This is a genomic window from Rothia sp. HMSC071C12, from assembly GCF_001813895.1.
Lineage (GTDB): Bacteria > Actinomycetota > Actinomycetes > Actinomycetales > Micrococcaceae > Rothia > Rothia mucilaginosa.
Genome location: NZ_KV814378.1, coordinates 28877 through 53630 on the forward strand (window position 1 = coordinate 28877; position 24754 = coordinate 53630).

General features: G+C 61.0%; 14 protein-coding genes and 1 riboswitch. Of the genes, 6 read left to right on the plus strand and 8 right to left on the minus strand.

Annotated elements, in window-relative coordinates; translation table 11 throughout:
- Positions 1–181 precede the first annotated feature (181 nt).
- Positions 182–2122, minus strand: a complete 1941-nt coding sequence (uvrC, locus tag HMPREF2942_RS07930) for an excinuclease ABC subunit UvrC (RefSeq protein WP_070688811.1) — start codon at positions 2120–2122, stop codon at positions 182–184.
- Positions 2123–2312: 190 nt separating this feature from the next.
- Positions 2313–2993, minus strand: coding sequence for a lysophospholipid acyltransferase family protein (locus HMPREF2942_RS07935; protein ID WP_044150489.1), 681 nt, complete (start codon positions 2991–2993; stop codon positions 2313–2315).
- A 615-nt stretch (positions 2994–3608) separates the two neighbouring features.
- Here HMPREF2942_RS07935 and HMPREF2942_RS07940 point away from each other — a divergent pair.
- From HMPREF2942_RS07940 to HMPREF2942_RS07955, 4 genes are all read left to right on the plus strand, one after another.
- On the plus strand, positions 3609–6026 hold the full coding sequence (locus HMPREF2942_RS07940) for a nitric-oxide reductase large subunit (RefSeq protein ID WP_070688812.1): 2418 nt from the start codon (positions 3609–3611) through the stop codon (positions 6024–6026).
- A gap of 2 nt (positions 6027–6028) precedes the next feature.
- Positions 6029–6871, plus strand: a complete 843-nt coding sequence (locus tag HMPREF2942_RS07945) for a transposase (protein ID WP_049341322.1) — start codon at positions 6029–6031, stop codon at positions 6869–6871.
- Between the two features lie 287 nt (positions 6872–7158).
- The gene (locus tag HMPREF2942_RS07950) at positions 7159–7932 is read left to right on the plus strand and encodes a slipin family protein (RefSeq protein ID WP_005506196.1); all 774 of its coding nucleotides are present in this window, start codon (positions 7159–7161) and stop codon (positions 7930–7932) included.
- 113 nt (positions 7933–8045) lie between these two features.
- Positions 8046–8900, plus strand: a complete 855-nt coding sequence (locus HMPREF2942_RS07955; protein ID WP_070688813.1) for a YoaK family protein — start codon at positions 8046–8048, stop codon at positions 8898–8900.
- A 452-nt stretch (positions 8901–9352) separates the two neighbouring features.
- Here the strand turns inward: HMPREF2942_RS07955 and HMPREF2942_RS07960 are convergent, their stop codons facing one another.
- The 3 genes from HMPREF2942_RS07960 to HMPREF2942_RS07970 all read right to left on the minus strand — a co-directional run bounded on the left by HMPREF2942_RS07960 (position 9353) and on the right by HMPREF2942_RS07970 (position 15163).
- Complete coding sequence (locus tag HMPREF2942_RS07960) at positions 9353–11098, minus strand: bifunctional hydroxymethylpyrimidine kinase/phosphomethylpyrimidine kinase (RefSeq protein ID WP_083313476.1); 1746 nt, start codon at positions 11096–11098, stop codon at positions 9353–9355.
- Positions 11087–11272: riboswitch (TPP riboswitch) on the minus strand. It overlaps the preceding gene by 12 nt.
- 239 nt (positions 11273–11511) lie before the next feature.
- Positions 11512–13260 (minus strand): ABC transporter ATP-binding protein, encoded by a 1749-nt coding sequence (locus HMPREF2942_RS07965; protein WP_070688814.1) that lies wholly within the window; start codon positions 13258–13260, stop codon positions 11512–11514.
- 1 nt (position 13261) lies between these two features.
- The gene (locus HMPREF2942_RS07970) at positions 13262–15163 is read right to left on the minus strand and encodes an ABC transporter transmembrane domain-containing protein (RefSeq protein ID WP_070688815.1); all 1902 of its coding nucleotides are present in this window, start codon (positions 15161–15163) and stop codon (positions 13262–13264) included.
- A 444-nt stretch (positions 15164–15607) separates the two neighbouring features.
- Here HMPREF2942_RS07970 and HMPREF2942_RS07975 point away from each other — a divergent pair, with 444 nt between their 5' ends.
- Complete coding sequence (locus tag HMPREF2942_RS07975; RefSeq protein ID WP_070688816.1) at positions 15608–18208, plus strand: DEAD/DEAH box helicase; 2601 nt, start codon at positions 15608–15610, stop codon at positions 18206–18208.
- Positions 18209–18289: 81 nt separating this feature from the next.
- Positions 18290–19741: an alpha/beta fold hydrolase gene (locus tag HMPREF2942_RS07980; protein ID WP_049346461.1), complete on the plus strand. Its 1452-nt coding sequence runs from the start codon at positions 18290–18292 to the stop codon at positions 19739–19741.
- Positions 19742–19846: 105 nt separating this feature from the next.
- Here the strand turns inward: HMPREF2942_RS07980 and HMPREF2942_RS07985 are convergent, their stop codons facing one another.
- The 3 genes from HMPREF2942_RS07985 to uvrB form a co-directional block, all read right to left on the minus strand.
- The gene (locus HMPREF2942_RS07985) at positions 19847–21049 is read right to left on the minus strand and encodes a TerC family protein (RefSeq protein ID WP_049346459.1); all 1203 of its coding nucleotides are present in this window, start codon (positions 21047–21049) and stop codon (positions 19847–19849) included.
- Between the two features lie 434 nt (positions 21050–21483).
- A complete protein-coding gene (locus HMPREF2942_RS07990; protein WP_246822943.1) occupies positions 21484–22263 on the minus strand; it encodes an ornithinee aminotransferase in 780 nt (259 codons plus the stop codon).
- Between the two features lie 165 nt (positions 22264–22428).
- On the minus strand, positions 22429–24597 hold the full coding sequence (gene uvrB / locus HMPREF2942_RS07995; RefSeq protein ID WP_070688817.1) for an excinuclease ABC subunit UvrB: 2169 nt from the start codon (positions 24595–24597) through the stop codon (positions 22429–22431).
- Positions 24598–24754: the final 157 nt, after the last annotated feature.

Below are 24754 nucleotides of genomic sequence, written 5' to 3' on the forward strand. Positions count from 1 at the left end.
TTGAGGGCGCGCGAAGATAGCGCGCTCGTAATGATGACGGTTTCCTTCAATTATGACACGTTTGTTAAGCGCCATTACGAGGCGGGGTGCTACGTTCACACCCCGGGCGGGCCTTCACCCAGCGCCAGCCAGAGGATTAGGTCAGCGCCAGCAGGCACTTAGGCCAGCGCCAGCCAGAGGATTAGGTCAGCGCCGCCAGAATCTTTTCCGCCAGCGCCGGACCAATACCCGGCACCGCCGTCAGCTCCTCGGCACTCGCCTGCTTAATCTGAGCCACCGACCCGAAATGCTTGATCAACGCGGCACGCTTCACCTCACCCAGACCGGGCACCTCATCCAGGGCGGAGGCGACCATCGCCTTACCGCGCTTGGAACGATGGAAGGTGATAGCGAAACGGTGCGCCTCATCGCGGATGCGCTGCACCAGGTACAGCGCCTGCGAGGTGCGCGGTAGCACGACCGGGTAGTCGTCGTCCGGTAGCCACAGCTCCTCCAGGCGCTTGGCGATGCCGGCAACGTACACGTCCGTAATGCCCAGGTCGCTCAGCGCGGCGGAGGCGGCAGCCACCTGCGGCGGGCCGCCGTCCACGAGCACCAGGTTCGGCGGGTAGGCGAACTTCGCAGGCTCGGGTGTGGAGGCGTCAATCTCGCCGGAGTGCACGGGCGCGGCTTCGCGTTCCGCCTGCTGCGCCAGGTGCCTCTTGAAGCGGCGCGTAATGACATCGTACATGCTGGCGGTATCGTCACGCGCGGCGTCGCCGGTAATGCTGTAGGTGCGGTAGGCGTTCTTCGCGGGCATGCCGTCCTCAAAGACGACCATGGACGCAACCACGTTCGTGCCCTGCACATGCGAAATGTCGTAGCACTCGATGCGCAGTAGCGGGTCCGGCAGTTCCAGCGCCTCCTGCAGTTCCACGAGGGATGCGCTGCGGGTGGTCAGATCACCGGCACGGCGGCTCTTGTGCAGGGTCAGCGACTGGCGCGCATTCTCGGCAACCGTCTTCATGAGTTCTGCCTTGTCGCCGCGCTGCGGGACGCTAATCTCCACGGGGCCGCCGCGCACCTCCGCCAGCCAGGACGCCAGCTGCTCCTTATTCTCGGGCTCCACCGGCACGAGCACGGAACGCGGAATATCGTAGCTGTTCAGGCTCTTCTCGGCGTCCTTTTGGGAGGCGAGGCTCGCCGCAATATCGCTGTACACCTGCGCGATGAGCTGCTCGATGAGCTGCGCGTCGGTGCTGTCGTTGACCTTCTCCACGATCCAGCCGCGCTGGCCGCGGATCCTGCCGCCGCGCACGAAGAACACCTGAACGGATGCCTCCAGATCGTCCTCAGCATAGGCGAACAGGTCGGCATCCACGGTCGCGCCAAGCACCACGGCGTTACGCTCAAACGCCTTAGTCAGCGCGGCAATATCGTCACGAAGAATCGCGGCACGCTCAAAGTCCATATCAGCTGCGGCGGCCTTCATTTCCGCGGTCAACTGGGCGATATGCTTCTCAGCGCCACCACCCATAAACCGGGTCAGCCCGCGCGCCAACTCGCGATGCTCCTCGGCGCTAATCTTACCCACGCACGGCGCCGCACACTTATCGATATAACCGAGCAGGCACGGGCGGCCGCTATTCTTCGCGCGGTTAAACACGCCGTTCGTGCATGTGCGCACCGGGAAGACGCGCAGCAGCGCATCCAGGGTTTCACGAATCGCCCACGCCTGCGAATACGGACCAAAATAGCGCACGCCCTTACGGCGCTCACCGCGGGTCACCATGGCGCGCGGGTACACGTCATTGACGGTAATCGCCAGGTACGGGTACGACTTATCGTCACGGAACGCAATGTTGAATCGCGGCGAAAACTCCTTAATCCAGGTGTATTCGAGCTGCAGGGACTCCATCTCGCTCGCCACCACGGTCCACTCAACGCTCGCCGCCGTATGCACCATCGCGTAGGTCTTCGGGCTCAGCGTCTGCGGGGACGCAAAATAGTTGTTGAGGCGGTTGCGCAGGTTCTTCGCCTTACCCACGTAGATGACGCGGCCGTCGGCATCGCGGAAACGGTAAACACCCGGGTCGGTGGGGATTTCGCCGGGGGCGGGGCGGTAGCTGGAAGGCTCTGCCATGGGTACTTTCTCCTCGCTCTACTGGGCTTTCTACTGGACTTTCTGCGGGGTTGCCGCTGCTGGGGCTACCGGGGGCATCCCAGGCTCGCGCATACGACAAACCGCGCATCCTACACCCATCTCCCCCATAACGCGGGGGTCGGTGCGTGAATGCGCGGTTTAAGTCTACGCGGTATAGGCGGCGAGTGCCCTAGCCTGCGTCACGTGCGGCTGAGGGCGAAACGTTGTACTCATGCTTTCGCGCCTGACCGGACAGCTGAGCAATCTCATCCATGATCGTGTCGGTGGTGACGCGGCGCTGCTTGCCGGTCATCTTCTCACCGGTCTTCTCAAAGTAAAGCGGCTTGCCCACACGAATCGTGAAGCGGCGCGGGTAAATCATGTTCGAGCCGGGCTTCTGCAGGCGGTCGGTGCCAATCAGACCAACCGGAACCACGGGCGCGCCGGTCATGTGCGCCAGCCACGCCACACCAATCTTGCCGCGGTACAGGTAGCCGTCGCGGGAGCGGGTGCCCTCGGGGTAAATGCCGAAGACCTTACCCTCCTGTAGCTTCTCCAGGGCAATGTCGAGCGCCTTGAGCGATTCGGAACGGTCGGAGCGGTTCACGGGAATAATATCCACGGCTTCGAAGAATGCCTTCATCATCTTGCCGCGCGGGCCGGGGGTGTTCACGTACTCAGCCTTGGCGAGGAACGCCACGCGGCGCGGCATCATGGCAGAAATAATGATGGAGTCCAGGAAGGACAGGTGGTTGGAGGCGACAATCACCGGGCCGGTGGCGGGGAAGTTTTCGAGTCCGGTCACGCGGGCGCGGAAGACGGTGCGCAGGATTCCGGTGACTGCTTTCTGGGTGGATTTGTAGAGAAGCACGTGAACTCTCCTGAGGTGCCGATAGATTGCGGGCTGTGGTGGCGGGCTGCCGTGGGTGCGGGGTGAGTGGCCCCTTCTGAGGGTACACCGTGTGGGTGCACAGAATCTGTACTGAAAAAATTTGTACTGTGTATAGTAGTACCGAGTTTTATTATTCCACACCCGAGTGTAGGAACGTGAGGGGTGCCGCATTCCCCTTCCACATGCTGGGATGCGCCTCCCTCCAACGACTTCAGCGAGAACTCCGGCAGGAGCTCGAGTAGGAGCCTGAGTAAAAGCCTCGGTTGAGAGAGTCTGCGCAGCCTCCACCCCGGCGCCTCCTCCCCCGTTACAGGCGGGGAGGTAGCGCGGAAGCTAAGGGTTCAACCTCAACGTAATATTTCAGGTTTTCCGCCTTATGATTACTGATTTCCCCGCCAAATAGCCGTGTCACATTATGACGCTACGTCAGCAAAGTTTCGTAAATACGCATTTAATATGCAAAAATGAGAGCAGGGTGGGCTGTCGCACCTCCCTCAAGGACGATTCACCCTGAACATAGTGAGCCGCCCCTCCAGCGGATGTGCGTCGGAACCACTCCACCTACACAATCCACGCACACTGGAGACATACACTATGGCTACAAAACCCGTCTCGCGTGCGCAGGCAGCAAAGATTGCCCGCCGCTCAGACACGGTCGGTGCCTATGCCGGAAAAGGCTGGGTACAGGCTGTTGCGTTTGTGATGCTCCTGGGCTTCACCATCATGGCAGTCCTTGCAATGCGCACCTACGCACTCTCCATGCCGCTCCCCGACAAAATCGTCGGCAACGACGGCAAAACTATCGCAACCCAAGAACAGATTCTGCACGGTCAGGAACTGTTCCAGGGACGCGGCCTGCAGCAGTACGGATCCGTCCTCGGCCACGGTGCTTACCTCGGCCCCGACTACACTGCAGAATACCTGCGCCTGACCACCGATGCTGCCGTCAAGGAGTACCGTGAACAGGGCAAGCAGGACCCCCGCGAGCTCGTCAAGAACGAGTGGCGCAAGGAGAACAAGTACGACGAGCAGACTAAGACCATCACCTGGTCCGCTGGTGAGACCAAGGGCTACCAGCTCATGCTCAAGCACTACCGTGAAACCCTCATGAAGGGTGACACCTCGCAGGGCCTGTTCCCCAACGCCATTAAGAACGACGAAGAACTGCACGACATCGTCGCATTCTTCGGCTGGACCGCATGGGCATCGGCGGCAGACCGCCCCGACCAGCCCTACTCCTACACCAACAACTGGCCCTCCGAACCCAACGTGGACAACAAGCCCACCGCGGATTTGATGGTCTGGTCGGCACTCTCCCTGATTGCCCTCATCGGTGGTACCGGTCTGATGTTCGCCATCTACGGCCGCTGGTCCCGCGCTATCGGCTGGCACGCGGAAGAGGCACCCGTCCTCGACTTCCGTCAGCCCGACGAAGTTCGCCTGACCCCCTCGCAGAAGGCAGCCTGCCTGCTCTTCGCAACGATCCTGGTGCTGTTCCTGCTACAGGCTCTGGTGGGTGCGCTCACCGAGCACTACCGTGAAGAACTCACCGGATTCTTCGGTATCGACATGGGCCAGTTGTTGCCCTACACGGTATCCCGAACCTGGCACCTTCAGCTCTCCCTCTTCTGGACCGCAGGCGCGTTCCTGGCGGGCGGTATCTTCATCGCCCCGCTGATTACCCGCCGCGAACCCAAGAAGCAGGGTCTGCTCACCTATGTTCTCATCGGCGCCGTGGTCTTCGTTGTCCTCGGCTCGCTGCTGAACGAATGGTTCTCTCAGAAGGGCCTTATCCCCAAGGAATTCACCGGCTTCTTCTCGCAGCAGTGGGAGTTCCTGGACCTGCCGCGATTCTTCCAGATCCTGCTCACCGCGGGTATGTTCATCTGGATTGTCATCGTCTGGCGTACCCTCTCTGCTCGCCTGAAGGGCTCGAAGAAGACCTCCCTGCCGTGGCTGTTCCTCTTCTCCGGCCTCGCCATCCCCATGTTCTACGCGGTCGGCCTGCTCGCAGGTCAGCGTACTCACGTGACCGTCGCCGAATTCTGGCGATTCTGGGTGGTTCACCTCTGGGTGGAGGACTTCCTCGAACTGTTCACCACCGTCATGGTGGCGTACATCTTCGTGCTGCTCGGCGTGGTCCGCGAGCGCATCGCAATCTCCATCATCATGATGGACGCCGTGCTCTACTCCGCCGGTGGTGTGATCGGTACTCTGCACCACACCTACTTCGTCGGTACCCCCTCCGAGCAGATGGCATTCGGTGCGTTCTTCTCGGCTGCTGAGGTTATCCCGCTGACCTTCCTGACCGTTGAGGCGTGGGGCTTCATGCAGCTGGGTGCTCGCCAGTACTCCAACCGCACCAAGCCTTTCCCGCACCGTTGGGCTGTGATGTTCCTGATTGCTGTGGGCTTCTGGAACTTCCTCGGCGCAGGTGTGTTCGGCTTCCTGATTAACCTGCCGATTGTGTCCTACTTCGAGATTGGTACGGCGCTGACCGCAAACCACGCGCACGCATCCATGATGGGTGTGTACGGTATGCTAGCGATCGCGTTCGCGGTGTTTGGTCTGCGCTACCTGATCCCTGAGAACAAGTGGCCTGAGAAGGGTCTGAAGTTCTCCTTCTGGACCCTGAACATCGGTCTGCTGTGGATGTCCTTCATCTCACTGCTGCCGCTGGGTATTGCTCAGCTGTACAAGTCCGTTGGTGAGGGCTACTACGAGGCTCGTTCCTTCGCGTTTATCCACGACGGCGCTTCCGCCGTGATGGGCTGGATGCGCATGCCCGGTGACGTCATCTTCCTGGTCGGCATTATCCCGCTGATTAAGCTGGCTCTGCTGGCTCTCAAGGAGATCTTCTCCAAGAACGCTAAGGAAACCGTCCTGGAGCTGCCCGAACCGCCGCTGTACGAGGTGGTTGAGGACGCTCGCATCGCAGAGTTCGCCGGCGCTAAGGCTGCCGAGGAGCTGCCCGAGCAGACCAGCCCCTACCGTAGCGATCGTCGAGGCTAACCATGCCTGAGCAGATTGCTGGAGTTTCTTTCCTCGTGTGGCTGGCCTGCGTGTACGCGCTCGGCCTGGTCGCCGTGGGTTGGGGCTTCGATATTCTCGCCAAGCGCACCAGCCAGCGCATGGTGGCGGCGCGAACCTTCGGGTTCACCTACCACCAAGAGAGCGACGCGTGGCTCTGCCCCGAAGACCAGTGGCTGTGGGCGACCGCATTCGACTCGGATAACCGAGTGATGCGTTACCGCGCCAAGCCCAGCGTGTGCAACACCTGCCCGATTAAGGACAGCTGCACCGTCTCGGCGAACGGCCGCGAGCTCACCCGTGAAGTGGACGAATGGCCCTACTCCGAGTCGGGTCGTTTCCACCGCGGGCTGGCGGTTGCTGTCTCGCTGCTGGGTGTGGTCATCCTGATTGGTGCCGCCATCGTCTGGCACTCCCCGCTGGAGCTTCTGGTGGAGGGTGCCGCCGCGGTGGTCTGCCTGTCGCTGACCTACCCGCTGGCTGTGAAGCTCATGCGTTCCCCCGCGAACTTCGAGAACGATCCGAAGCATATTCACGCATCCACCGCTGACGAATCGGTGAACGTGAAGATGGACCGTTTCGCGGCGAAGTGGGGTGGCGTGTCGAATGAGCGTAAGCGCCGTACCGAGCAGACCCGCAAGCAGATGATTGCGGAGGCAACCCTGCCGGTTCGTACCTCTGCCCTCGACCCGGACCGCCCCGCATGGAGCGGTACCGGCACCTCGGTTAAGCGACTGCACAAGACCACGAACGAGGTCCTGCAGGAGCAGAACCTGGCTGAGGTTGAGGCTGCTGAAAAGCTGGCAGAGCAGATGGCGAAGAAGTAGCGCTGCACAAGTTTTTCCGTTCCGGCGGCTGACCGGTCGATTGGTCCCGTCTGTTAGCTTCGGCGGCCACCCTGCATGGAATTCTCTTTTATTCCTCTTTTGAGTTTTCCATGCGGGGTGCCGCTAAAGCACCGACCGCCGCGATGTACGCCGGGACGGAAAATTTCCCTCCCTAAACTCCCCCACACACAGCCCGGTTACCGGGCACCCCCTACTACCTGCACCGTACGAGGCGCGGGCAGGTGGGCACACATACCGTCCTCCCCCAATACTTGTGAAGGAAAACCATGGATCCCGTCACTCTGGCAACTATCCTCATCCCAGTTGCCGTCATTGTTCTTTTTATTCTGATTCGTATGTTCCGCGTCATCCCCGAATACGAGCGTGGCATCTCTTTCCGCTTCGGTCACCTGCGTTCGGAGCTGAAGCCCGGCCTGAACGTCGTCTTCCCCCTCGTTGACTCCCTGCAGCGCGTTGATATGCGTGTTATCACCCTGACCATTCCCCCGCAGGAAGTCATCACCAAGGACAACGTTCCCGCCCGCGTGAACGCCGTGGTCCTCTTCCGCGTGACCAACGCCAAGAACGCGGTGCTTGAGGTTGAGAACTACCCGATTGCCACCAGCCAGATTGCGCAGACCACCCTGCGTTCCCTGCTCGGTCGCGTTGACCTGGACACCCTGCTCGCACACCGCGAGGACCTGAACGAGGACCTGCGTTCCATCATCGGTTCGCGCACCGAGCCGTGGGGTATTCAGGTGGAGCTCGTTGAAATCAAGGACGTTGAGATTCCCGAGGCTATGCAGCGCGCCATGGCTCGCGAGGCTGAGGCTGAGCGTGAGCGCCGCGCAAAGATTATTTCGGCACGCGGTGAGCTGGAGGCCTCCAGCGAGCTGAAGGAAGCATCCGACATTCTGAGCCAGTCCCCCGCTTCCCTGCAGCTGCGTTACCTGCAGACCCTGCTGGAGCTGGGTGCCGACCAGAACTCGACCGTGGTCTTCCCGCTGCCCATGGACGTGATTGGTCCGCTCGTGGGTGCGCTCAAGGGTGAGAGCAAGTAGACTGTAGACCTTGCATCTTCTGAGGCACCTACGTGCCTATCGTAAAAACCTCGAGTACCATAGGTGCTCGAGGTTTTTGCATGCCCGGATCTTTTTCACCACCAAGGACCACGATGACTGCCCGCTTTGCACTTTTTCTTTCCAGGATTCCAACTCCGCGCCGCTACGGGCGGATTATGGCGCTTCTCTTAGCATCCCTGGGTGGAGCGGTAGATGTTTTCTCTCATATTCATTACAAAGCTTTGGTTGCCACGCAGACCGGTAATTTTATCCTTCTCATTGCTGATATGAGTCACAGTTCGCAGCACGCTATTCACCTGCGTTGGCTCTCAGTGATTTTCTTTAGCCTGGGGTACCTGGGCGGTCATCTTCTGCACGATCTTTTGGGGCAGAGGGCACACCTGAAACACTGGCGCATTTTTACTCTGGTGCCCTTCCTCCTCGTCTGTTTTGTGACTCCTCTGATTCACCGGGTGAGCGAGCACGGGGTTCAGGTGGGGGCGTTAGCGTTCACTATTGGCCTGCTCATTCATGCACTTGCAGACACCCGTATTGGTGAGAACCCGTTTTCCCTGTTTATGACCAGCGGAAATTGGCGCAAAATGTTAAGCGCCTGGTACACGGCCGGTGCTCTCTATACCCGTGCTATAGCTAATGCTTGCAGCACCCGGAGGGAGCGTGTTGTTAGAAGGCGTGTTGAGGCTCGTCACCCGTCAGCGGATACCTCCCCCGCCCGGCCTGAGGACGAAGAACGCCGCACCCGCAGACGTGCTCTGATGACGGCTTTAGATTACTCCCTGGTGGTCGGAGGATTTGTCGCCGGTGTGATTGCGATGGCTCTCCTAGATCATCTAGTAGGTAGTATCTCTCTGTGGTTTGTCGGGTGTTTGGCAGCTGGAGCGTTCTGGGTGGGGTTCCGGGCCGAGAAAAATGAAGATGCGGATAACGAAGCGGCGGCTGATTCGTAACGGTGAGACATATAGAAATATCCCGTGCAGATGAGAGTATCTGCACGGGATATTTCTATGCCGAACATTCTTCGCGAAAGCTAGAAGGAAGGCGTTTGGCCCGCCGCGGGGGTTGGATGAGGTGGTTGCGACGGGCCAAACTGGTCGGTTACACGCCGTAGAGGTGCGGGCGCGGCAGGTACATCAGCCAGTTGGGTGAGGGCCGGAATCCTACCGCTAACGGTTTTCACCGACGCCTTAAGCATAACCGGCACAACCCCCGAACCAGCGGTAGCTTGAGTGAAGCATCAATCACCTATCTCACGCCATGCCGGGACGGTATTCAGCCCAAAAACCGGCACCTAAAGCACCTGCGAGCTGGCTGCGGTGCACCCCCTCACGCAATGCCCGCCAGCTAGCGCAGAGCTAGTCATCTAGCGCAGCGCCCGTCAGCTAGCGCAGCGCCCGGCAAACTAACGCAATGCTCGGTGCGCCTGGTCAAAGAACTCACGCTCGTACACGCACGCCGACAGGTACGCCCGCGCCGCGCGCACACGCTGAGCCGGTGAAGCCGTCTCAAACGCACGCTCCACCTCCGCGAGGCTACGCGCCACCTCCGCGGCGAACTCTTCGCCACCGTACATGCTCAGCCACTCCGCGTACGGGTGGTCCGCGTGATTCTGCGAGGAGAGCACAGCGCCCACCTCTTCGTACAGCCAGTAGCAGGGCAAGATAGCGGCGGCACCGACCACGTAATCATCACCGGCGGCGGAGGCACGCAGGAAATTCGTGTACCCCATCGTAATCGGCGAGGGGCCACCCAGACGCGCACGGTTCGCCAGCCAGCCCTCGTGCAGCTGCGATTCGGCGGCAATCGCCTCATGCGCACCGGCGGCCCAGTGCACCTGCGCCTCAGCGGTGTCAGCACGCGCCGAGAGAGTCGCGAGCGCACGCGAATAATCACGCAGGTAGAGGGCATCCTGGTCCAGGTAGAAGGCGAACAGGTCCTCGTCGAGGGTGCCATCACCGAGGGCACGCACGAAGGGCAGGTCCAGGATCTGGTGCCAGGTTTCGCCACCGGCTGCCCAGAGGGCGGCGGTCCAGGGTCCGGCGGGCTTTACGACGGCTTCACCGGCGGGCACGGGGCTGACCGGCAGCAGACGCTCCGGGCTGGTGCCGTCCAGAGTATTGCCCTCAGAGTCGGTGGTGGCGAGCAGGTGATGCCACGGGTATGCGGAGGCGGCAGCCTCCAGGCGGCGGGCACGGGCGGCGTGGTCCACCGGGCCGTGGCCCTCACCGGAGCCGACCTGTAGCCCGGCACCTGCGGCAATGGATTCGTGGAGCCAGCGGGTGCTCCACTGCAGGGCGCGGTGGGTGTCTTCGCTGGTCAGAACGCTCTGCTCTGCGGTGTGTTCTGCGACTTCGGCGTGCTGGAGCAGCTCCACGCCCAGGCGGGTTGCCAGCGAGGAGGACAGGGAGCATCCGGTGCCGTGCGTATTGCGGCTGTCCAGACGCGGGGTACGCACGTGCGCGCAGGTGCCGTCCGGGAAGACCGCGGTGTTACCGGCGTCCTGACCGCACAGGTGGCCGCCCTTCACAATCACGGTAGTTCCGGTCGCCGCCGCAAGGTTCGCTGCCTGCTCGTGCGCCTCATCGAAAGTCTGGGCGGGTTCCTTCTCACAGAGCACGGCGAGCTCCGGAATGTTCGGGGTAATCACATTCACGAGCGGCACGAGATCGCGCAGCGCCTGCTCCGCTTCCGCCTGCAGCAGGCGGTCACCGCTAGAAGCAATCATGACCGGGTCGAGCACGACCACGGGCACGGGGTGCTCGCTCAGCCAGGTGCGGACGGTGCGGATCGTGTCTGCGTCGCCGAGCATGCCGATTTTCACGGCGTCAACCGTGACGTCATCAAAAACGGCGGCAAGCTGCGCGGTCAAAAATTCCAGGGGCGGGGTGAATACTTCACGAACCCCGCAGGTGTTCTGGGCGACCAGTGAGGTGGTCACGCACATGCCGTAACCGCCGGATGCCGTAATGGATTTAAGATCCGCCTGAATACCCGCACCGCCGGAGGGGTCGGTTCCCGCAATCGAGAGGACCCTCGGCACGCGAGCTGTCTGGGGTGCCCGGGGGTTTCCGGGAGCGCTCGCGCCGGGTGCAGGGTTAGAGGGGGTGGTGGATGCGCACGTGGGCGCGCTAGGCTGCTCTGCCTTCATCGATAATCCCTTCGCTAGTTCGAACTAGAGCAGGTTCAATGGGTGATTCTCTCAGCCTTGAGTGTTTGTACGCTGTTTCGCGCGCCCGCTGTTCCGTGCCCCCGCTGTTTTGGTTGCCCGTCTTTGGGCGGGTCAGCGGGTCGCGGGCGTCTCAAGGCACCCCATATCGCTCTGCCAGGTTATCACAACGATTCTCAGTAGCTGAAAGTTTTGCGGGTGACAAGTGAATCTCTCCGAAATTTTCGTTTGTCGGCGCCCTTCACAACGGTGCTCTTCACAACGCGTCCCATCCACACATCGCCGCAGCGCCAATCACTCCCCCAGCCACCACCTCAACCCACCCGTTAAACGAGTGTGCCCGGCACCGCTTCACACGGTGCCGGGCACTATCTGCCGGGAATATATGCTGCCGGTTAGGTCAGGGCGAAAATCTCTGCCGGTGAGCCCTCCGCAATGATCCTGCCCTCGTGCAGCAGGACCGCACGGTCAGCCAGGGAGGCGATACGCGCATCGTGCGAAATAATCAGCACCGCACGGTTCGCCAACACGGCGCGCAGGGACTCGGTTGCGTCCGCGAGTTCCAGCTGGGTGGTGGACTCGTCCAGAATCACGGCGTGCGGGTCGGCAAGCACAATACGTGCCAGGGCCAGCTGCTGAATCTGGTCGCGGGTCAGAGGCGAATCCGCGCCGCTGACGACGGTGTCCATGCCCTGCGGCAGGTCGCGCCACCAGCGGGCACCGACAGCGTCCAGTGCCTCACCCATCTGCTCGACGGTTGCATCCGGCACAACCACCGTGAAGTTATCGGCGAGGGTGCCGAAGAAGACGTGCGCTTCCTGGGTGCAGACCAGCAGGCGCGGGCGGCCGTCGGCGGCGGCATCGGTCGGGAAGTCGCCATGACCGACCGGGCGGCCCATCACGGTGATGGTGCCCTCCAGGGCGGTCAGCGAACCACCAATCAGACGCGCCAGGGTGGTCTTGCCCGAACCGGAACGACCCACCAGAGCGAGCGCCTCGCCGCGGCGAATCTTCAGGTTGATGCCTTCCAGAACGAGGGCGTCCGGCGAGTAGCCGTAGGAGACGTCGGTGCAGTCAATGGCGTACTCCGGGTTCTTCACGGCTTCATCAGACACGGCGGCGAACGCTTCGGCACGGTGCTGTGCACGCGCCTCACGTTGCTTCTTCGCCAGGGACACCACACCGAACACGCGGCCCATATTCACGAGCATAATGCGCAGGCTGCTGACGTGGTGGTTCAGCATGTCGGCGAGGATTCGCAGGCTGAAAACCATGACCGAGGCGGTCGCCACGGCGCCCCAGCTTGCCCAGCCGAGAGCCACGCAGGCGGCACCCCAGAGCATACACAGAATCGTGGGGATCCAGGCGTTGATAGCATCCACGGTGAAGTACAGCTGGCGGATGCGCACCATGCCCAGCTGCGCGGCGAACTGGCGCTTGTTCTCACCGGCGAAGGCGTCTTCGCGGGCGGCATGAACGCCCAGCTCACGGATCGTGGAGGTGCCGCGAATGTTCTCGGTCAGCACGCTGTTGAGGTCGCTCACGCGCTCCTGGGCGGTCTGGTTGCGTGCCGCCATGAGCGGCAGCATCTTCGACATGATGAGGGCAAGACCGGCAATCATGGGTAGCATGATCAGACCCATTGCCGGGCTCACAACCGCTAGCGAGATGGTGGAGATAATGAAGTACAGCACCACGTAAATCGCGCCGAGCAGGTCCTCACTGACAGATTTCGCCGCCGAGGACAGGTCGTCGGTCACGCGGGTGAGCAGGTCGCCACTGCCGGCTTCTTCCACGGTGCGTGCATCCAGGTCGAGGGTGCCGTCGAGGGTGTCCTGGTTGGCGTCACGGGTAACGAGCGCACCCAGTCGCGCCGCACTGTACGAGGAGACCATGAGGGTTATCGCCTGCACGATGAACGCCGCCAGGATAATCAGAATCGGCTGCCACGGGTAGCTGGAGAACTTGCCCGCCACCACGTCGTCCACGGTGGCACCAATCTGCAGGGGCACCACCGCACCCATGAGGGTGCTGACCATGTAGATGACGAAGGTGTAGAGGGCTCGCCCCTTATGCGCTGCGAGGTAGTTCCACATGCGGCGTGCCACGTAGGCGGGGTTTTCGATGGGGAGCTGCTTTGCCATGCTAGTTCACCTCCTGATTCTGAGTGGTTTCGGGGGTTTCTGCCTGAGCGACGGGGTAGCCGTCGCGTTCCATGCGGCGGGTCGTCTCCGCGGTCGTGGAGACAACGTAGACCTGCTCCAAATCCTGCAGCAGGCCGGGGTAGCCGACGGGCAGGCGGTCGCTACCGATCTGGGTTTCCATCGCATCGTAGATGTAGCGCTGGCTGGGTTCGTCCACGGAGTTCAGCGGCTCGGTCAGAATGAGCACCTGCGCATCCTGTGCGAGAGCACGGGCGAGTGCCAGACGCTGACGCTGACCACCGGAGAGGTTCGCGCCTTCGCTGGTGATGCGGGCGGCGAAGTAGTCTTCGGGGTTACGTCCGCCCAGTCGGTAGGCGATTTCGCGGGAGTCGGTAATCTTCAGCAGTTCCTCATCCTTCGCCTGTGCCAGCTCCTCGTCGGGGTTCGGCACGGTGCCCAGGCGCAGGTGCTCCTGCAGGGTTCCCGCGAAAATCATGGGGTTCGGTTCGCTCAGCAGCACGCGGCGGCCGGTTGCGTCCTTAAGGTCCTCTCCCCCGCGTCGCAGGGTGCGGGCGAGCGCCTCGGCGTAGTCCTGCGCGGTGAGGTTGTAGTCGCGCGGGTTGACGTACACGATGCGCGGGTTGCTGGCACCGGCGGGGGCGACGGGTACGGGCACCTCGAGGGTGCTCGCCTCGACTGCCTGTTCGGCGTGTGCCAGCTGCGCCATTTCCTCGTCGGTGCGCGGGCTCTTCAGCACGCCCTGGCGTACGCCCGCGTGACCTTCGAGGCGGGCAACCTTGGCGAGCGCAATCTTGGCGTATCGCCATGCGGTGAGGAAGTTCTGGGTAATCCAGATGGGGCCGCCCATCATCGCGATAATGGAGGCGACGGTCACCAGGGATGCGGCGGGGGTGTCGGAGACCCAGCGGCCGTTTTCGACGTGGCCGGTGAGGGCGAAGCCGATGCCGAGCAGGGTCACGGCGCCACCGAGCAGCGCGCGGATGAGGAACATCCAGCGGTGCGTCTTTTCGTAGCGCATGTAGCTGTCGAAAACTTCGTCGGTACCGCGGTGGTAGCGTTCACGCATCTGTTCTTCGGCGCCGAGGCCGGCGATGGTGCGCAGACCGGTGGCGATGTCGGAGGCGCGTGAGGAGGCTTCGCCGTCCTTTTCGCGGTATTCGCCAATCTTGGATTCGAGGAAGGACGAGTACCAGGCAATCACGCCGACCACGATGAGCGTACCGATGAGGGTGACAATCGCGGTGACGGGGTTAATGAGCCAGAGCTGCACGGCACCGAGGGTCGCAACAATCATGGCATTGACGAATAGCGGTAGCGAGAAGTAGACGGCCGTGATGCGGCGTACGTCTTTGTTCATGACGGTAACCGCTTCGCCCGCGTCAACGGTTGTGCGGGTGCGTCCCATGAGTCGGTTGATATAGATGCGCCAGTCGCGGCCGAGCTCCGCGCTGAGGGTCATGGAGGTACCCCAGCCGAAGAACTCGTTAATCACGATGAAGGTGATGGATGCGACCACCACCCAGAACATGGGCCAGGCGTCGGGGGCTTTGCCGGCGATGTGCTGGTTGATGAATTGACCCACCATGACGGGGATAAGAATCGCACCGGTACCCGCGGTGGTTTCACCCACGACGGGGATTGCCCAGCGGTGCCAGGGGTATTTGTATCCGGGTGCGGTGACTCGCAGGGCGAGGCGCTTTTTGAGGGCTTCCTCTTCGGCCTTGCGCTGTTCGCTACCGGTTACTTCCTGTGCAGCTTTTTTCTGCGCAGTTTTCTTCTGAGCGGCTTTTTCCTGCGTGGTTTTGTTATGCATGGATTCTTCATGCGTAGCTTCTTCACGCGCGGCGTTTTCTTGTGCCTTGTCAGCGTTGTATTCAGTCATTCAACGTCTCTCCTTTCTCTTACCCTATTCCTTTATCAATGTGGCACGCAACACTATTTGCACCATAGATGGGCGTGTCGTCATTTATGCAACGTATTTTGGAGTTTGTATCAGCCGCTCAACATGCACCGACATCAATCGGCGGATTCTGCATCTACGCGGTAATCTATGCGGCATGGAGGCCTACGTTTTCGACCTTCTGAGCACCAGGTTTTTGCACCACTGCACTTTTAGTGCTTTGTTCTACACTACACGAATTTGGGGAATTCCCGCGTTAGCGCGGCACCGCGCCTCCCGAACACCCTATAAACGCCCCGCGAAGGAACCGCGAACTCCCTGCAAAGATGCAGCGAACACCCCGCAAACACTCCGCGAGTACCCGTTTGTTCCCTCGTAACGATAACGCCCCCGCGCCCGCGCTATTCCCGATAGACTGGAATCCTCATGAGTATTTTGAATTTTCTTTCTCCCGGGCTGGGCGAGAACCCCGGCGACTACAATCGACGCGATTTTAAGGGCAACCCCCTCACCGCCGAAGAAATCTATGAGGCGTTCACCGAGTGGATTTCGACCCGCGGCATGACCCTGTACCCCGCCCAGGACGAGGCCGTTCTGAGCATTGCCGCCGGACATAACGTGGTGCTGGCAACTCCGACCGGTTCCGGTAAGTCCACTGTGGCTGTTGCCGCGCATTTTACGGGCCTGGCGACCGGTCAGCGCTCCTACTACACCGCCCCCATTAAGGCGCTGGTGTCTGAGAAGTTCTTTGACCTGATCAATATTTTTGGTGCCGAGAACGTGGGCATGATTACCGGCGACTCCGCCATTAATACGGAGGCGCCCATTATCTGCTGCACCGCGGAAATTCTCGCCAATATTGCCCTGCGCGAGGGTAAGGATGCGGACCTGTGCCAGGTCATTATGGACGAGTTCCATTTCTACTCCGACCCGCAGCGCGGCTGGGCGTGGCAGCTTCCCCTGCTGGAGCTTCCGCAGGCGCAGTTCCTGCTGATGAGCGCGACCCTGGGCGATACGACTCGCTTCCAGGAGGAGATGACGGCGCTGACCGGTCGTGAGAGTGACCTGGTGGCGCATTCTGAGCGTCCCATTCCGCTGCATTTCTACTACTCCACCACCCCGGTTCAGGAAACCGTGCAGGAGCTCGTGCAGACCAAGCAGACTCCGGTCTACATTGTGCACTTCTCGCAGAAGGCGGCACTGGAGCAGGCGAATGCGCTGCTGTCGGTGGCTATTGCCTCGAAGGAAGATAAGGAACGCATTGCAGAGCTGATTGCGAAGTTCCGTTTCGGTCCGGGCTTCGGTAAGGCGCTGAATAAGCTGGTGCGTGCCGGCATCGGTATTCACCACGCGGGCATGCTGCCCAAGTACCGCCGCCTCGTGGAGCAGCTGGCTCAGGAGGGTCTGCTCAAGGTGATTTGCGGTACCGACACCCTGGGTGTGGGTATTAACGTGCCGATTCGTACCGTGCTGATTACGGCGCTGTCGAAGTTTGATGGTGCCCGCAGCCGCCGTCTGCGTGCCCGCGAGTTCCACCAGATTGCTGGACGCGCCGGCCGCGCCGGTTTTGATACCGCCGGCACCGTGGTGGTTCAGGCACCCGAGCACGATATTGAGAACGCTCGCCTGCTGGCTAAAGCTCAGGCGAAGTTCGGTGACGACACCAAGCGCATTAACCAGTCGCTGTCCTCCAAGCGTAAGAAGGCGCCGGAGGGCTTCGTTGGCTGGTCTAAGAAGACCTTCGACCAGCTGGTAGAAGCCGCCCCGGAGCCGCTGACCTCCTCCTTCGACATCACCCATTCGATGCTGCTGAACCTGATGCACCGCCCGGAGAACCCGGTCATTGCCGCGTACCGCATCATTCAGGAGAACCACGAGAGCCCCGCGCGCCGCCGCGAGCTGCTGCGCAAGGCAATCGGCATCTACAAGGAGCTACTGACCGGCGGCGTGATTGAGCGAACCAACACCCCGGACGAGCACGGCTCCTACCTGCGCCTGACCGAGGACCTGCAGGATAACTTTGCCCTCAACCAGCCGCTGTCTGCCTTCGCGGTCGCCGCGCTGGAGCTGCTGGACCCCGAATCCCCCAGCTACGCCCTGGATGCGCTCTCCCTCATCGAGGCGACCCTGGATTCGCCGAACCAGGTGCTGTACGCGCAGGAGCGCAAGGCGAAGAACGAGCTCTCGGCGCAGTTGAAGGCGGACGGTGTGGACTACACCGAACGCATGAACGAGCTGGACAAGGTCACCTACCCGCAGCCCCTGGCTGAGCTCATTGATCAGGCGTACACGACCTACAAGCAGTCTGCCCCGTGGGTTGCACGTTTTGAGCCGCGCCCCAAGTCGATTGTGCGTGACATGTACGAACGCGCGATGGGCTTCAACGACTTCGTGCAGTACTACTCGCTGGAACGCGCCGAGGGCGTGCTTCTGCGCTACCTCTCTGACGCGTACAAGGCACTGCGACACACCATCCCCGATTCTGCCGTGACTGACGAGCTCGACGACATCATCGAGTGGCTCGGCGAGCTGGTACGCCAGACCGACTCCTCCCTGGTGGACGAATGGGAGAAGCTGGCTGCCGGCGAAGACACCGCAACCATTGCGGCCGAGCACGCCTCCATCGAGGAGGAAGAGCCTCCCGCCGTGACGAAGAACCTGCGCGCTTTCCGCGTGATGGTGCGCAACGCCCTCTTCCGCCGTGTGGAGCTCTTCGCTGACGAGCGTGACCGCGCCCTGGGCGCCCTGGACGAGTGGTGCGGCTGGGATGCCGACCGCTGGGCGGACGCCATGGACGACTACTTCGACACCTACGACGACATCTACACGGACGCCGACGCGCGCTCGCCTCGCCTGGTCAGCATGGATGAGGACACCGCCGCTCACCCGGGCGTGTGGAAGGTTCAGCAGAGCTTCGCCGACCCCGAAGATAACTTTGACTTCGGTATTCGTGCCGAGGTTGATTTGGCGGCCTCCGATGAGGCGGGCTACCCGGTGCTGAAGATTCTGAGCGTGGGCGAGTTCTAAGGCTCCAATTGAGACTCCGCCCGAGGCTCTGCCCAGATGTTGCCCGTAGTGGGCTAGAATACAGAGTATCTATCTATTTGAATGAAAGAAGGTTCACCGTTGACCGTTTCTTCGCTTCCCAAGGTTGAGTACCGTAAGGGTTCGGTCGTCAAGCACGACGGCTACGAGATTACCGACCACTGGTTCCAGGTTCCCCTGACCCACGGTCTGATTTTCTCCAAGGGCAAGGATGCCGCTCTCTCCTCCCGTTTCGCGGACCAGACCATCACCGTGTTCGCCCGCGAGGTTGTGAGCACCAACGAGACTCTGACCGTTTCGGCTGATAAGCGTCCTTACATTGTGTACCTGCAGGGCGGCCCCGGTTTCGGTTCGCCGAAGACCGGCTCCATTGGCGGCTGGATTGCTGAGCTGGCGAAGACTCACCGCGTGGTTCTTCTGGATCAGCGCGGTACCGGCATGTCTTCCCCGCTGTCTGCCCGCAACATCACCGCTGTGGGTGACCCGCAGGTTCAGGCTGAGTACACTGAGCTGTTCCGTGCGGACTCCATCATCGCTGACGCGGAGGCTGTCCGCGAGGTGCTGCTGGCTGACCGTGCCGACAAGCGCTGGTCCACCATTGGTCAGTCCTTCGGTGGCTTCCTGACCCTCTCGTACCTGTCCTTCGCTCCGCAGTCCCTGCGCGATTCGCGCATCACCGCGGGCCTGGCGCCGATTCGTACCTCCGTGGACAACGTCTACCAGCACACCTTCGACCGCATGAAGGAACGTGTTGAGGAGTACTACAGCTGGTTCCCCGAGGACGCTGAGCTCGCTACCCGCATTGCTGAGCACCTGCGCACCCACAAGGAGTACCTGCCCACCGGTGAGCGTCTGACCGATCACCGCTTCCAGATGGCTGGTCACTTCCTGGGTGGCCGCTGGCGCGAGCGCGGCCTGCACTACTTCCTGGAGACCGCTTTCGCTGAGGGTAACGACCACCTCTCCGATCAGTTCCTGACCGCCATGGGTGCCGAGGTGACCTTCCAGGCGAACCCGCTGTACGCCCTGATGCACGAGACCATTTACGCTGACGGCCCCGCTGACGGCGTTCTGCCCGGCATCCCCGGCTACGAGCTGTCCCCCTCCCCCGCGCCGACCAACTGGTCTGCTGCTCGTGTGGCGGCTTCCCGCCCCGAGTTCGCACCGGATGCGGACCGTCTACTCTTCACCGGCGAGCACATCTTCCCCTGGTACTACGAGGAGGATCCCTCGCTACGTCCGCTGGCTGAGGTTGCGAACCTGCTGGCTGAGAAGAAGGACTGGGGTCGCCTGTACGACCACGCACAGCTGCACAAGAACGAGGTTCCCGTGGTGGCTGCGGCGTACAACCCGGACGTGTACGTGGACTTTGAGCACTCCATGGAGACCGCTCGCTGGGTCGGCAACACTCAGGTGTGGACCTCGAAGACCCACCACCACGACGGTTTCGGTTCTGACTCGCTGACCATTCTGGGTCACCTGAAGAACATGCTGGCTGAGGTTCACAACCAGTAATTCTTCTGAAATATCTCTGATATAGCTAAAGCCCCTCACTCCGGTTGATCCGGTGTGAGGGGCTTTAGTGTTAGCGCCAGCCTGGTGAGGCTGCACGCTCAGTAACTACTTGGAGGAAGAGTGCGCATCCTGTGCGGTGCGGGCACGCATCACGAGGGCATGGTATTCGTCTTCCTTCTCGATCAGCTCGTCACGCAGCTTGGCGGGAATGGCGTTGAGCTTCTCGGTTTCCTTCTGCCAGCGGGCGGTGATGTCCGCACGCTCGGCGGCAGGTGCATCCTCGGGCAGTGCCAGGTACTTCTCGGAGAGCGCCTGAACACGCTGAATGGTCTGCAGCGCGCGGCCCTTGGGGCTGAGCAGCGAGGCAAGCACGGTAATGATCAGAACGCCCACGATGACCATCAGCGACATTTCGGTGCTGATTTCGACCACGTGCACGGGCTCGCCGTGGTTGATGAACGGCAGGTTGTTCTCGTGCATTGCGTGCAGGATGAGCTTCACGCCAATGAACGCGAGGATGGTCGCCAGGCCGTAGGAGAGGTAGACGAGGCGGTCCAGCAGGCCGTCAATGAGGAAGTACAGCTGGCGCAGACCCATGAGGGAGAACGCGGTCGCGGTGAACACAATGTAGACGGACTGGGTGAGGCCGAAGATCGCGGGGATCGAGTCGAGTGCGAAGAGCAGGTCGGAACCAGCGATAGCGACCATGACGAGCATCATGGGGGTCATGACGCGCTTGCCATTTTCGATGGTGAAGAGCTTGTCGCCGTCGAAGTGGTCGCTGGTCTTCAGGTACTTCTTGGCGAGGCGGACCATGATGTTGTCTGCTTCGTCGTCGCCGTCGCCTTCGGTGATTTCGTCCTTGAGCAGGTTACCTGCGGTCATGAGCAGGACCAGGCCGAAGATGTAGAACACCCAGGCGAAGGAGTTGATGATCGCTGCGCCGGCGAAGATGAAGGTGCCGCGCGCCAGGATCGCGAAGACGATGCCGAAGAGCAGGACCTTCTGCTGATTCTCACGGGCGACACGGAAGGTGCCCATAATAATCATGAAGACGAAGAGGTTATCGACCGAGAGAGCTTCTTCGGTGATGTAGCCTGCATAGAATTCGGTGGCGGCGGAGGGGCCGTTCGTCACGAAAATATACAGACCGAACAGCAGCGCGATGCCGATGTAAATACTCGACCAGATGGCCGCTTCCTTGACGGAAGGTTCGTGCGCCTTACGAACGTGGAACACGAAGTCGAAGGCCAACAGACCCGCGATGATGAGAATAGTAACCAACCATTGCAACCCGGTAACTTCCATGGGGAGCCTTTCTTGTGGTGTGCGTACAGGACCACAAGTCTCTCCCGCCGGCCTAAATGGAGGTCGGCTCGATTCACCGGTTAGGCGCCTTCGGCTAACGTGCTGACGATGAGTCGATTGGTGGGATACTCCCTTGCTCGGTGAACGATTATACAGCAGGTTGAGGTTTTCGCACAGGAGCCCCTCCGGGAGGACTTTCAGGAGCTAGGTGCACCGAAACGCCGCATCCGGCGGGGTTATCCCGTCGGATGCGGTGTTCTGGGTGATGAATACGCGCTGTCTAGTTGGGGGTCTAGCTGGCGACGCTATGAGTTTGACAACATGTAGAGCGGCACGGTGTAGATCGGCACCGCACAGATCAACACCGCGCAGCAAGCCCACATCAAAGTAGCCCTCCCCGTGAACTATTACGGGGAGGGCTACTTTTCATTCAATTAGGAGACCATGTTGAAGGTCGGCGGGGTGAAAGCAATCGCGTTGACCTGCTTGTTCGTATCAAGCGTGCCGTTCTCACGAATCGTCGGGACGGTAATAACCACCTCGAACTGGTACATGCCTTCCATGAGCGTATTGCCACGCAACGCAAAACGCGCGGAGATGCCGGTCGCCTTATCATTCACGCTCGACGCGAAGGGAATGACCTGACCCTGAACGGTCTGAGTCTTGCCGTTGCGGGTCATGACGGTTGCCTTGCCGGTCGGGTCAGTCGTGAAGACCTGACGGTCAATGATTTCACCCTCGGGCGAGAAAAGGTAAATGTCCATGGACGGGTGCAGGTGCGTGGTGCCGGTCGTCGCCTCCAGGGCGGAGACGTTGTAGGTCATCACGAACTCACCGCAGTTCAGGTTGAGGTCGCCCTCGGGGCCGTGAGTCGCCTCGTACACGGACATGAGGCGAATCGTTGCGGGATTCGGGGAGGTTGCATTCTCCATGGACCACCACGCCTGACCGGTCTCCGGCGCAGTCACGGGCTTGTTCTTGGTGCGCGACTGCAGGGCGCCACTGGCAGGGTTGGTAATCATCCAGCCGCCGACCTGGGTGAAGTCCGGGCCGTGTACCGTCTTGCAATCATCAGCCGAGGCAGCGAATGCGGGTACCGCCGTGGAGGCGGCAATAGCGGGCAGAGCCCAGAGCGCACCGCGGGTGAGGTTGCGGCGGGTAACGGAACGAGCTCCCATGGTGTGTGCGTCTGAAGAGTTATTCGAAATAGTCACAGATTTTTCTTTATCGTTCGGAAGCATCAAGGTGTTATTTGACACGTAAAACACCTTGATAGTGTACAGCATGTATCTGCACTCAGTAGAACTTCATGAACAATGAGTTACCTCATGGCGAAAAACCCACGTCGGCCCCTAAACGCCGGGCTTAGAACACCGGGCTTAGGCGTGACCCGCCTCCTTCATCAGGCGCAGCTCCTTCTTCAAATCGGCAAGCTCATCACGCAGACGCGCCGCCAACTCAAACTGCAGGTTCTCCGCCGCCACACGCATCTGCTCGTTCATCTGCTCAATCAAATCCAGCAGGTCCTCAGCGGGTGCCGCCGCCAGGCCGTCCGCACGAACGCGCGCCTCCGCACGGGCGAGAAGCTCCTCCGACTCCGGGGTGCTCGTGGCAATCTTCGACGAGGTCGCAGAACCGGTCTTCGCACCCGCGCTCACCGTGCGGGCGCCCTTCTTACCGCTCTTACGCTGCTGCAGAAGCTCGCGGGTGTCCTCTTCCTCGCGGGCGAGAACATCCGTAATATCGGCAATCTTCTTCCGCAGAGGCTGCGGGTCAATGCCGTGCTCACGGTTGTACGCCTGCTGAATCTCGCGGCGGCGGTTCGTCTCATCAATCGCCACGCGCATAGAATCCGTAATCTTATCGGCGTACATGTGCACCTGACCGGACACGTTACGCGCCGCACGACCAATCGTCTGAATCAGCGAAGTGGTCGAACGCAGGAAGCCTTCCTTATCGGCATCCAGAATCGCAACCAGGGACACCTCGGGCAGGTCCAGGCCCTCACGCAGCAGGTTAATACCGACCAGCACATCAAAGGTGCCCAGGCGCAGCTCACGCAGAAGCTCCACACGGCGCAGAGTGTCAACGTCAGAGTGCAGGTACTGCACCTTCACGCCGTGCTGTAGCAGGTACTCGGTCAGATCCTCCGCCATGCGCTTGGTGAGGGTCGTGACCAGCACACGCTCATCACGCTCAACGCGCACGCGAATCTCCTCAAGCAAATCATCAATCTGCCCCTTGGTCGGCTTGACCACAATCTCCGGGTCAATCAGGCCGGTCGGGCGAATAATCTGCTCCACATAACCATCAGCCTGCGACAGCTCATACTTACCGGGGGTCGCCGAAAGGTAAATCGTCTGACCGATACGCTCCAGGAACTCCTCCCACTTCAGCGGGCGGTTATCCATCGCCGACGGCAGACGGAAACCGTGCTCGACCAGGGTGCGCTTACGAGACATATCGCCCTCGTACATGGCACCAATCTGCGGGACCGTCACGTGCGACTCGTCAATAATCAGCAGGAAATCATCCGGGAAATAGTCCAGCAGACAGTTCGGGGCGCTACCGGCGGCACGACCGTCAATATGGCGCGAGTAGTTCTCAATGCCATTGCAGAAGCCCATCTGCTCCATCATTTCCAGGTCGTAGGTGGTGCGCATGCGCAGACGCTGCGCCTCCAGCAGCTTGCCCTGGGATTCGAGAGTCTGCAGGCGCTCGCGTAGCTCATCCTCGATGGAGGTAATAGCCTTCGCCATACGCTCCGAGCCGGCAACATAGTGGCTTGCGGGGAAGACGTACATCTCTTCTTCCTCGCGAATCACCTCGCCGGTCAGCGGGTGCAGGGTGTAAATCGCCTCAATCTCGTCGCCGAAGAACTCGATGCGAATCGCGTTCTCCTCGTACATGGGGATGATTTCGACGGTATCGCCGCGCACGCGGAACGTGCCGCGGTGAAAGTCCATGTCGTTACGCGCGTACTGCATCGCCACGAACTGGCGCAGCAGCTCGTCGCGGTCAATCTCCTCACCGCGACGCAGGGTCACCATCTGCTCAATGTACTCTTCGGGCGTACCCAGACCGTAAATGCAGGACACGGTCGCAACCACCACCACGTCACGGCGAGTCAGCAGGGAGTTCGTCGCCGAGTGGCGCAGACGCTCCACCTCCTCGTTAATGGAGGAGTCCTTCTCAATGAAGGTATCGGTCTGCGGAACGTACGCCTCAGGCTGGTAGTAGTCGTAGTACGAGACGAAATACTCCACCGCATTATTCGGCAGCAGCTCACGCAACTCATTCGCCAGCTGCGCCGCCAGGGTCTTGTTCTGCACGAGCACCAGAGTCGGACGCTGCACCGCTTCAATCAGCCAGGCTGCAGTCGCGGACTTACCGGTACCGGTGGCGCCCATCAGCACAATGTCTTTCTCACCGTTCTGTACGCGCTCGGTAAGCTCGGAGATAGCCTTCGGCTGGTCACCGGCAGGCTGGAAGGGGCTGACCACTTCAAAGGGGGCGACAATGCGGTTAATCTCGGGTGCGTAACTCATGTATCCATCCTAGGGGAAAGCCGCCCGACGCGCCCCCGGATTGGTCGCCCTTTTCTGCTGGCGCAATATAATCACGCGCAATGGGTCCATCACGGCCGGGTCCATCACAACCATCGGCGTAGCTACCCGTGAAAGTGCCCAAGTTCATAAAAGAAAG

Excerpts from the sequence above, each read along its gene's own strand:
- uvrC (WP_070688811.1), bottom strand. The coding sequence starts at position 2,122 with ATGGCAGAGCCTTCCAGCTACCGCCCCGCCCCCGGCGAAATCCCCACC.
- HMPREF2942_RS07940 (WP_070688812.1), top strand. The coding sequence starts at position 3,609 with ATGGCTACAAAACCCGTCTCGCGTGCGCAGGCAGCAAAGATTGCCCGC.
- HMPREF2942_RS07945 (WP_049341322.1), top strand. The coding sequence starts at position 6,029 with ATGCCTGAGCAGATTGCTGGAGTTTCTTTCCTCGTGTGGCTGGCCTGC.
- HMPREF2942_RS07950 (WP_005506196.1), top strand. The coding sequence starts at position 7,159 with ATGGATCCCGTCACTCTGGCAACTATCCTCATCCCAGTTGCCGTCATT.
- HMPREF2942_RS07955 (WP_070688813.1), top strand. The coding sequence starts at position 8,046 with ATGACTGCCCGCTTTGCACTTTTTCTTTCCAGGATTCCAACTCCGCGC.
- HMPREF2942_RS07960 (WP_083313476.1), bottom strand. The coding sequence starts at position 11,098 with ATGAAGGCAGAGCAGCCTAGCGCGCCCACGTGCGCATCCACCACCCCC.
- HMPREF2942_RS07965 (WP_070688814.1), bottom strand. The coding sequence starts at position 13,260 with ATGGCAAAGCAGCTCCCCATCGAAAACCCCGCCTACGTGGCACGCCGC.
- HMPREF2942_RS07970 (WP_070688815.1), bottom strand. The coding sequence starts at position 15,163 with ATGACTGAATACAACGCTGACAAGGCACAAGAAAACGCCGCGCGTGAA.
- HMPREF2942_RS07975 (WP_070688816.1), top strand. The coding sequence starts at position 15,608 with ATGAGTATTTTGAATTTTCTTTCTCCCGGGCTGGGCGAGAACCCCGGC.
- HMPREF2942_RS07980 (WP_049346461.1), top strand. The coding sequence starts at position 18,290 with ATGAAAGAAGGTTCACCGTTGACCGTTTCTTCGCTTCCCAAGGTTGAG.
- HMPREF2942_RS07985 (WP_049346459.1), bottom strand. The coding sequence starts at position 21,049 with ATGGAAGTTACCGGGTTGCAATGGTTGGTTACTATTCTCATCATCGCG.
- uvrB (WP_070688817.1), bottom strand. The coding sequence starts at position 24,597 with ATGAGTTACGCACCCGAGATTAACCGCATTGTCGCCCCCTTTGAAGTG.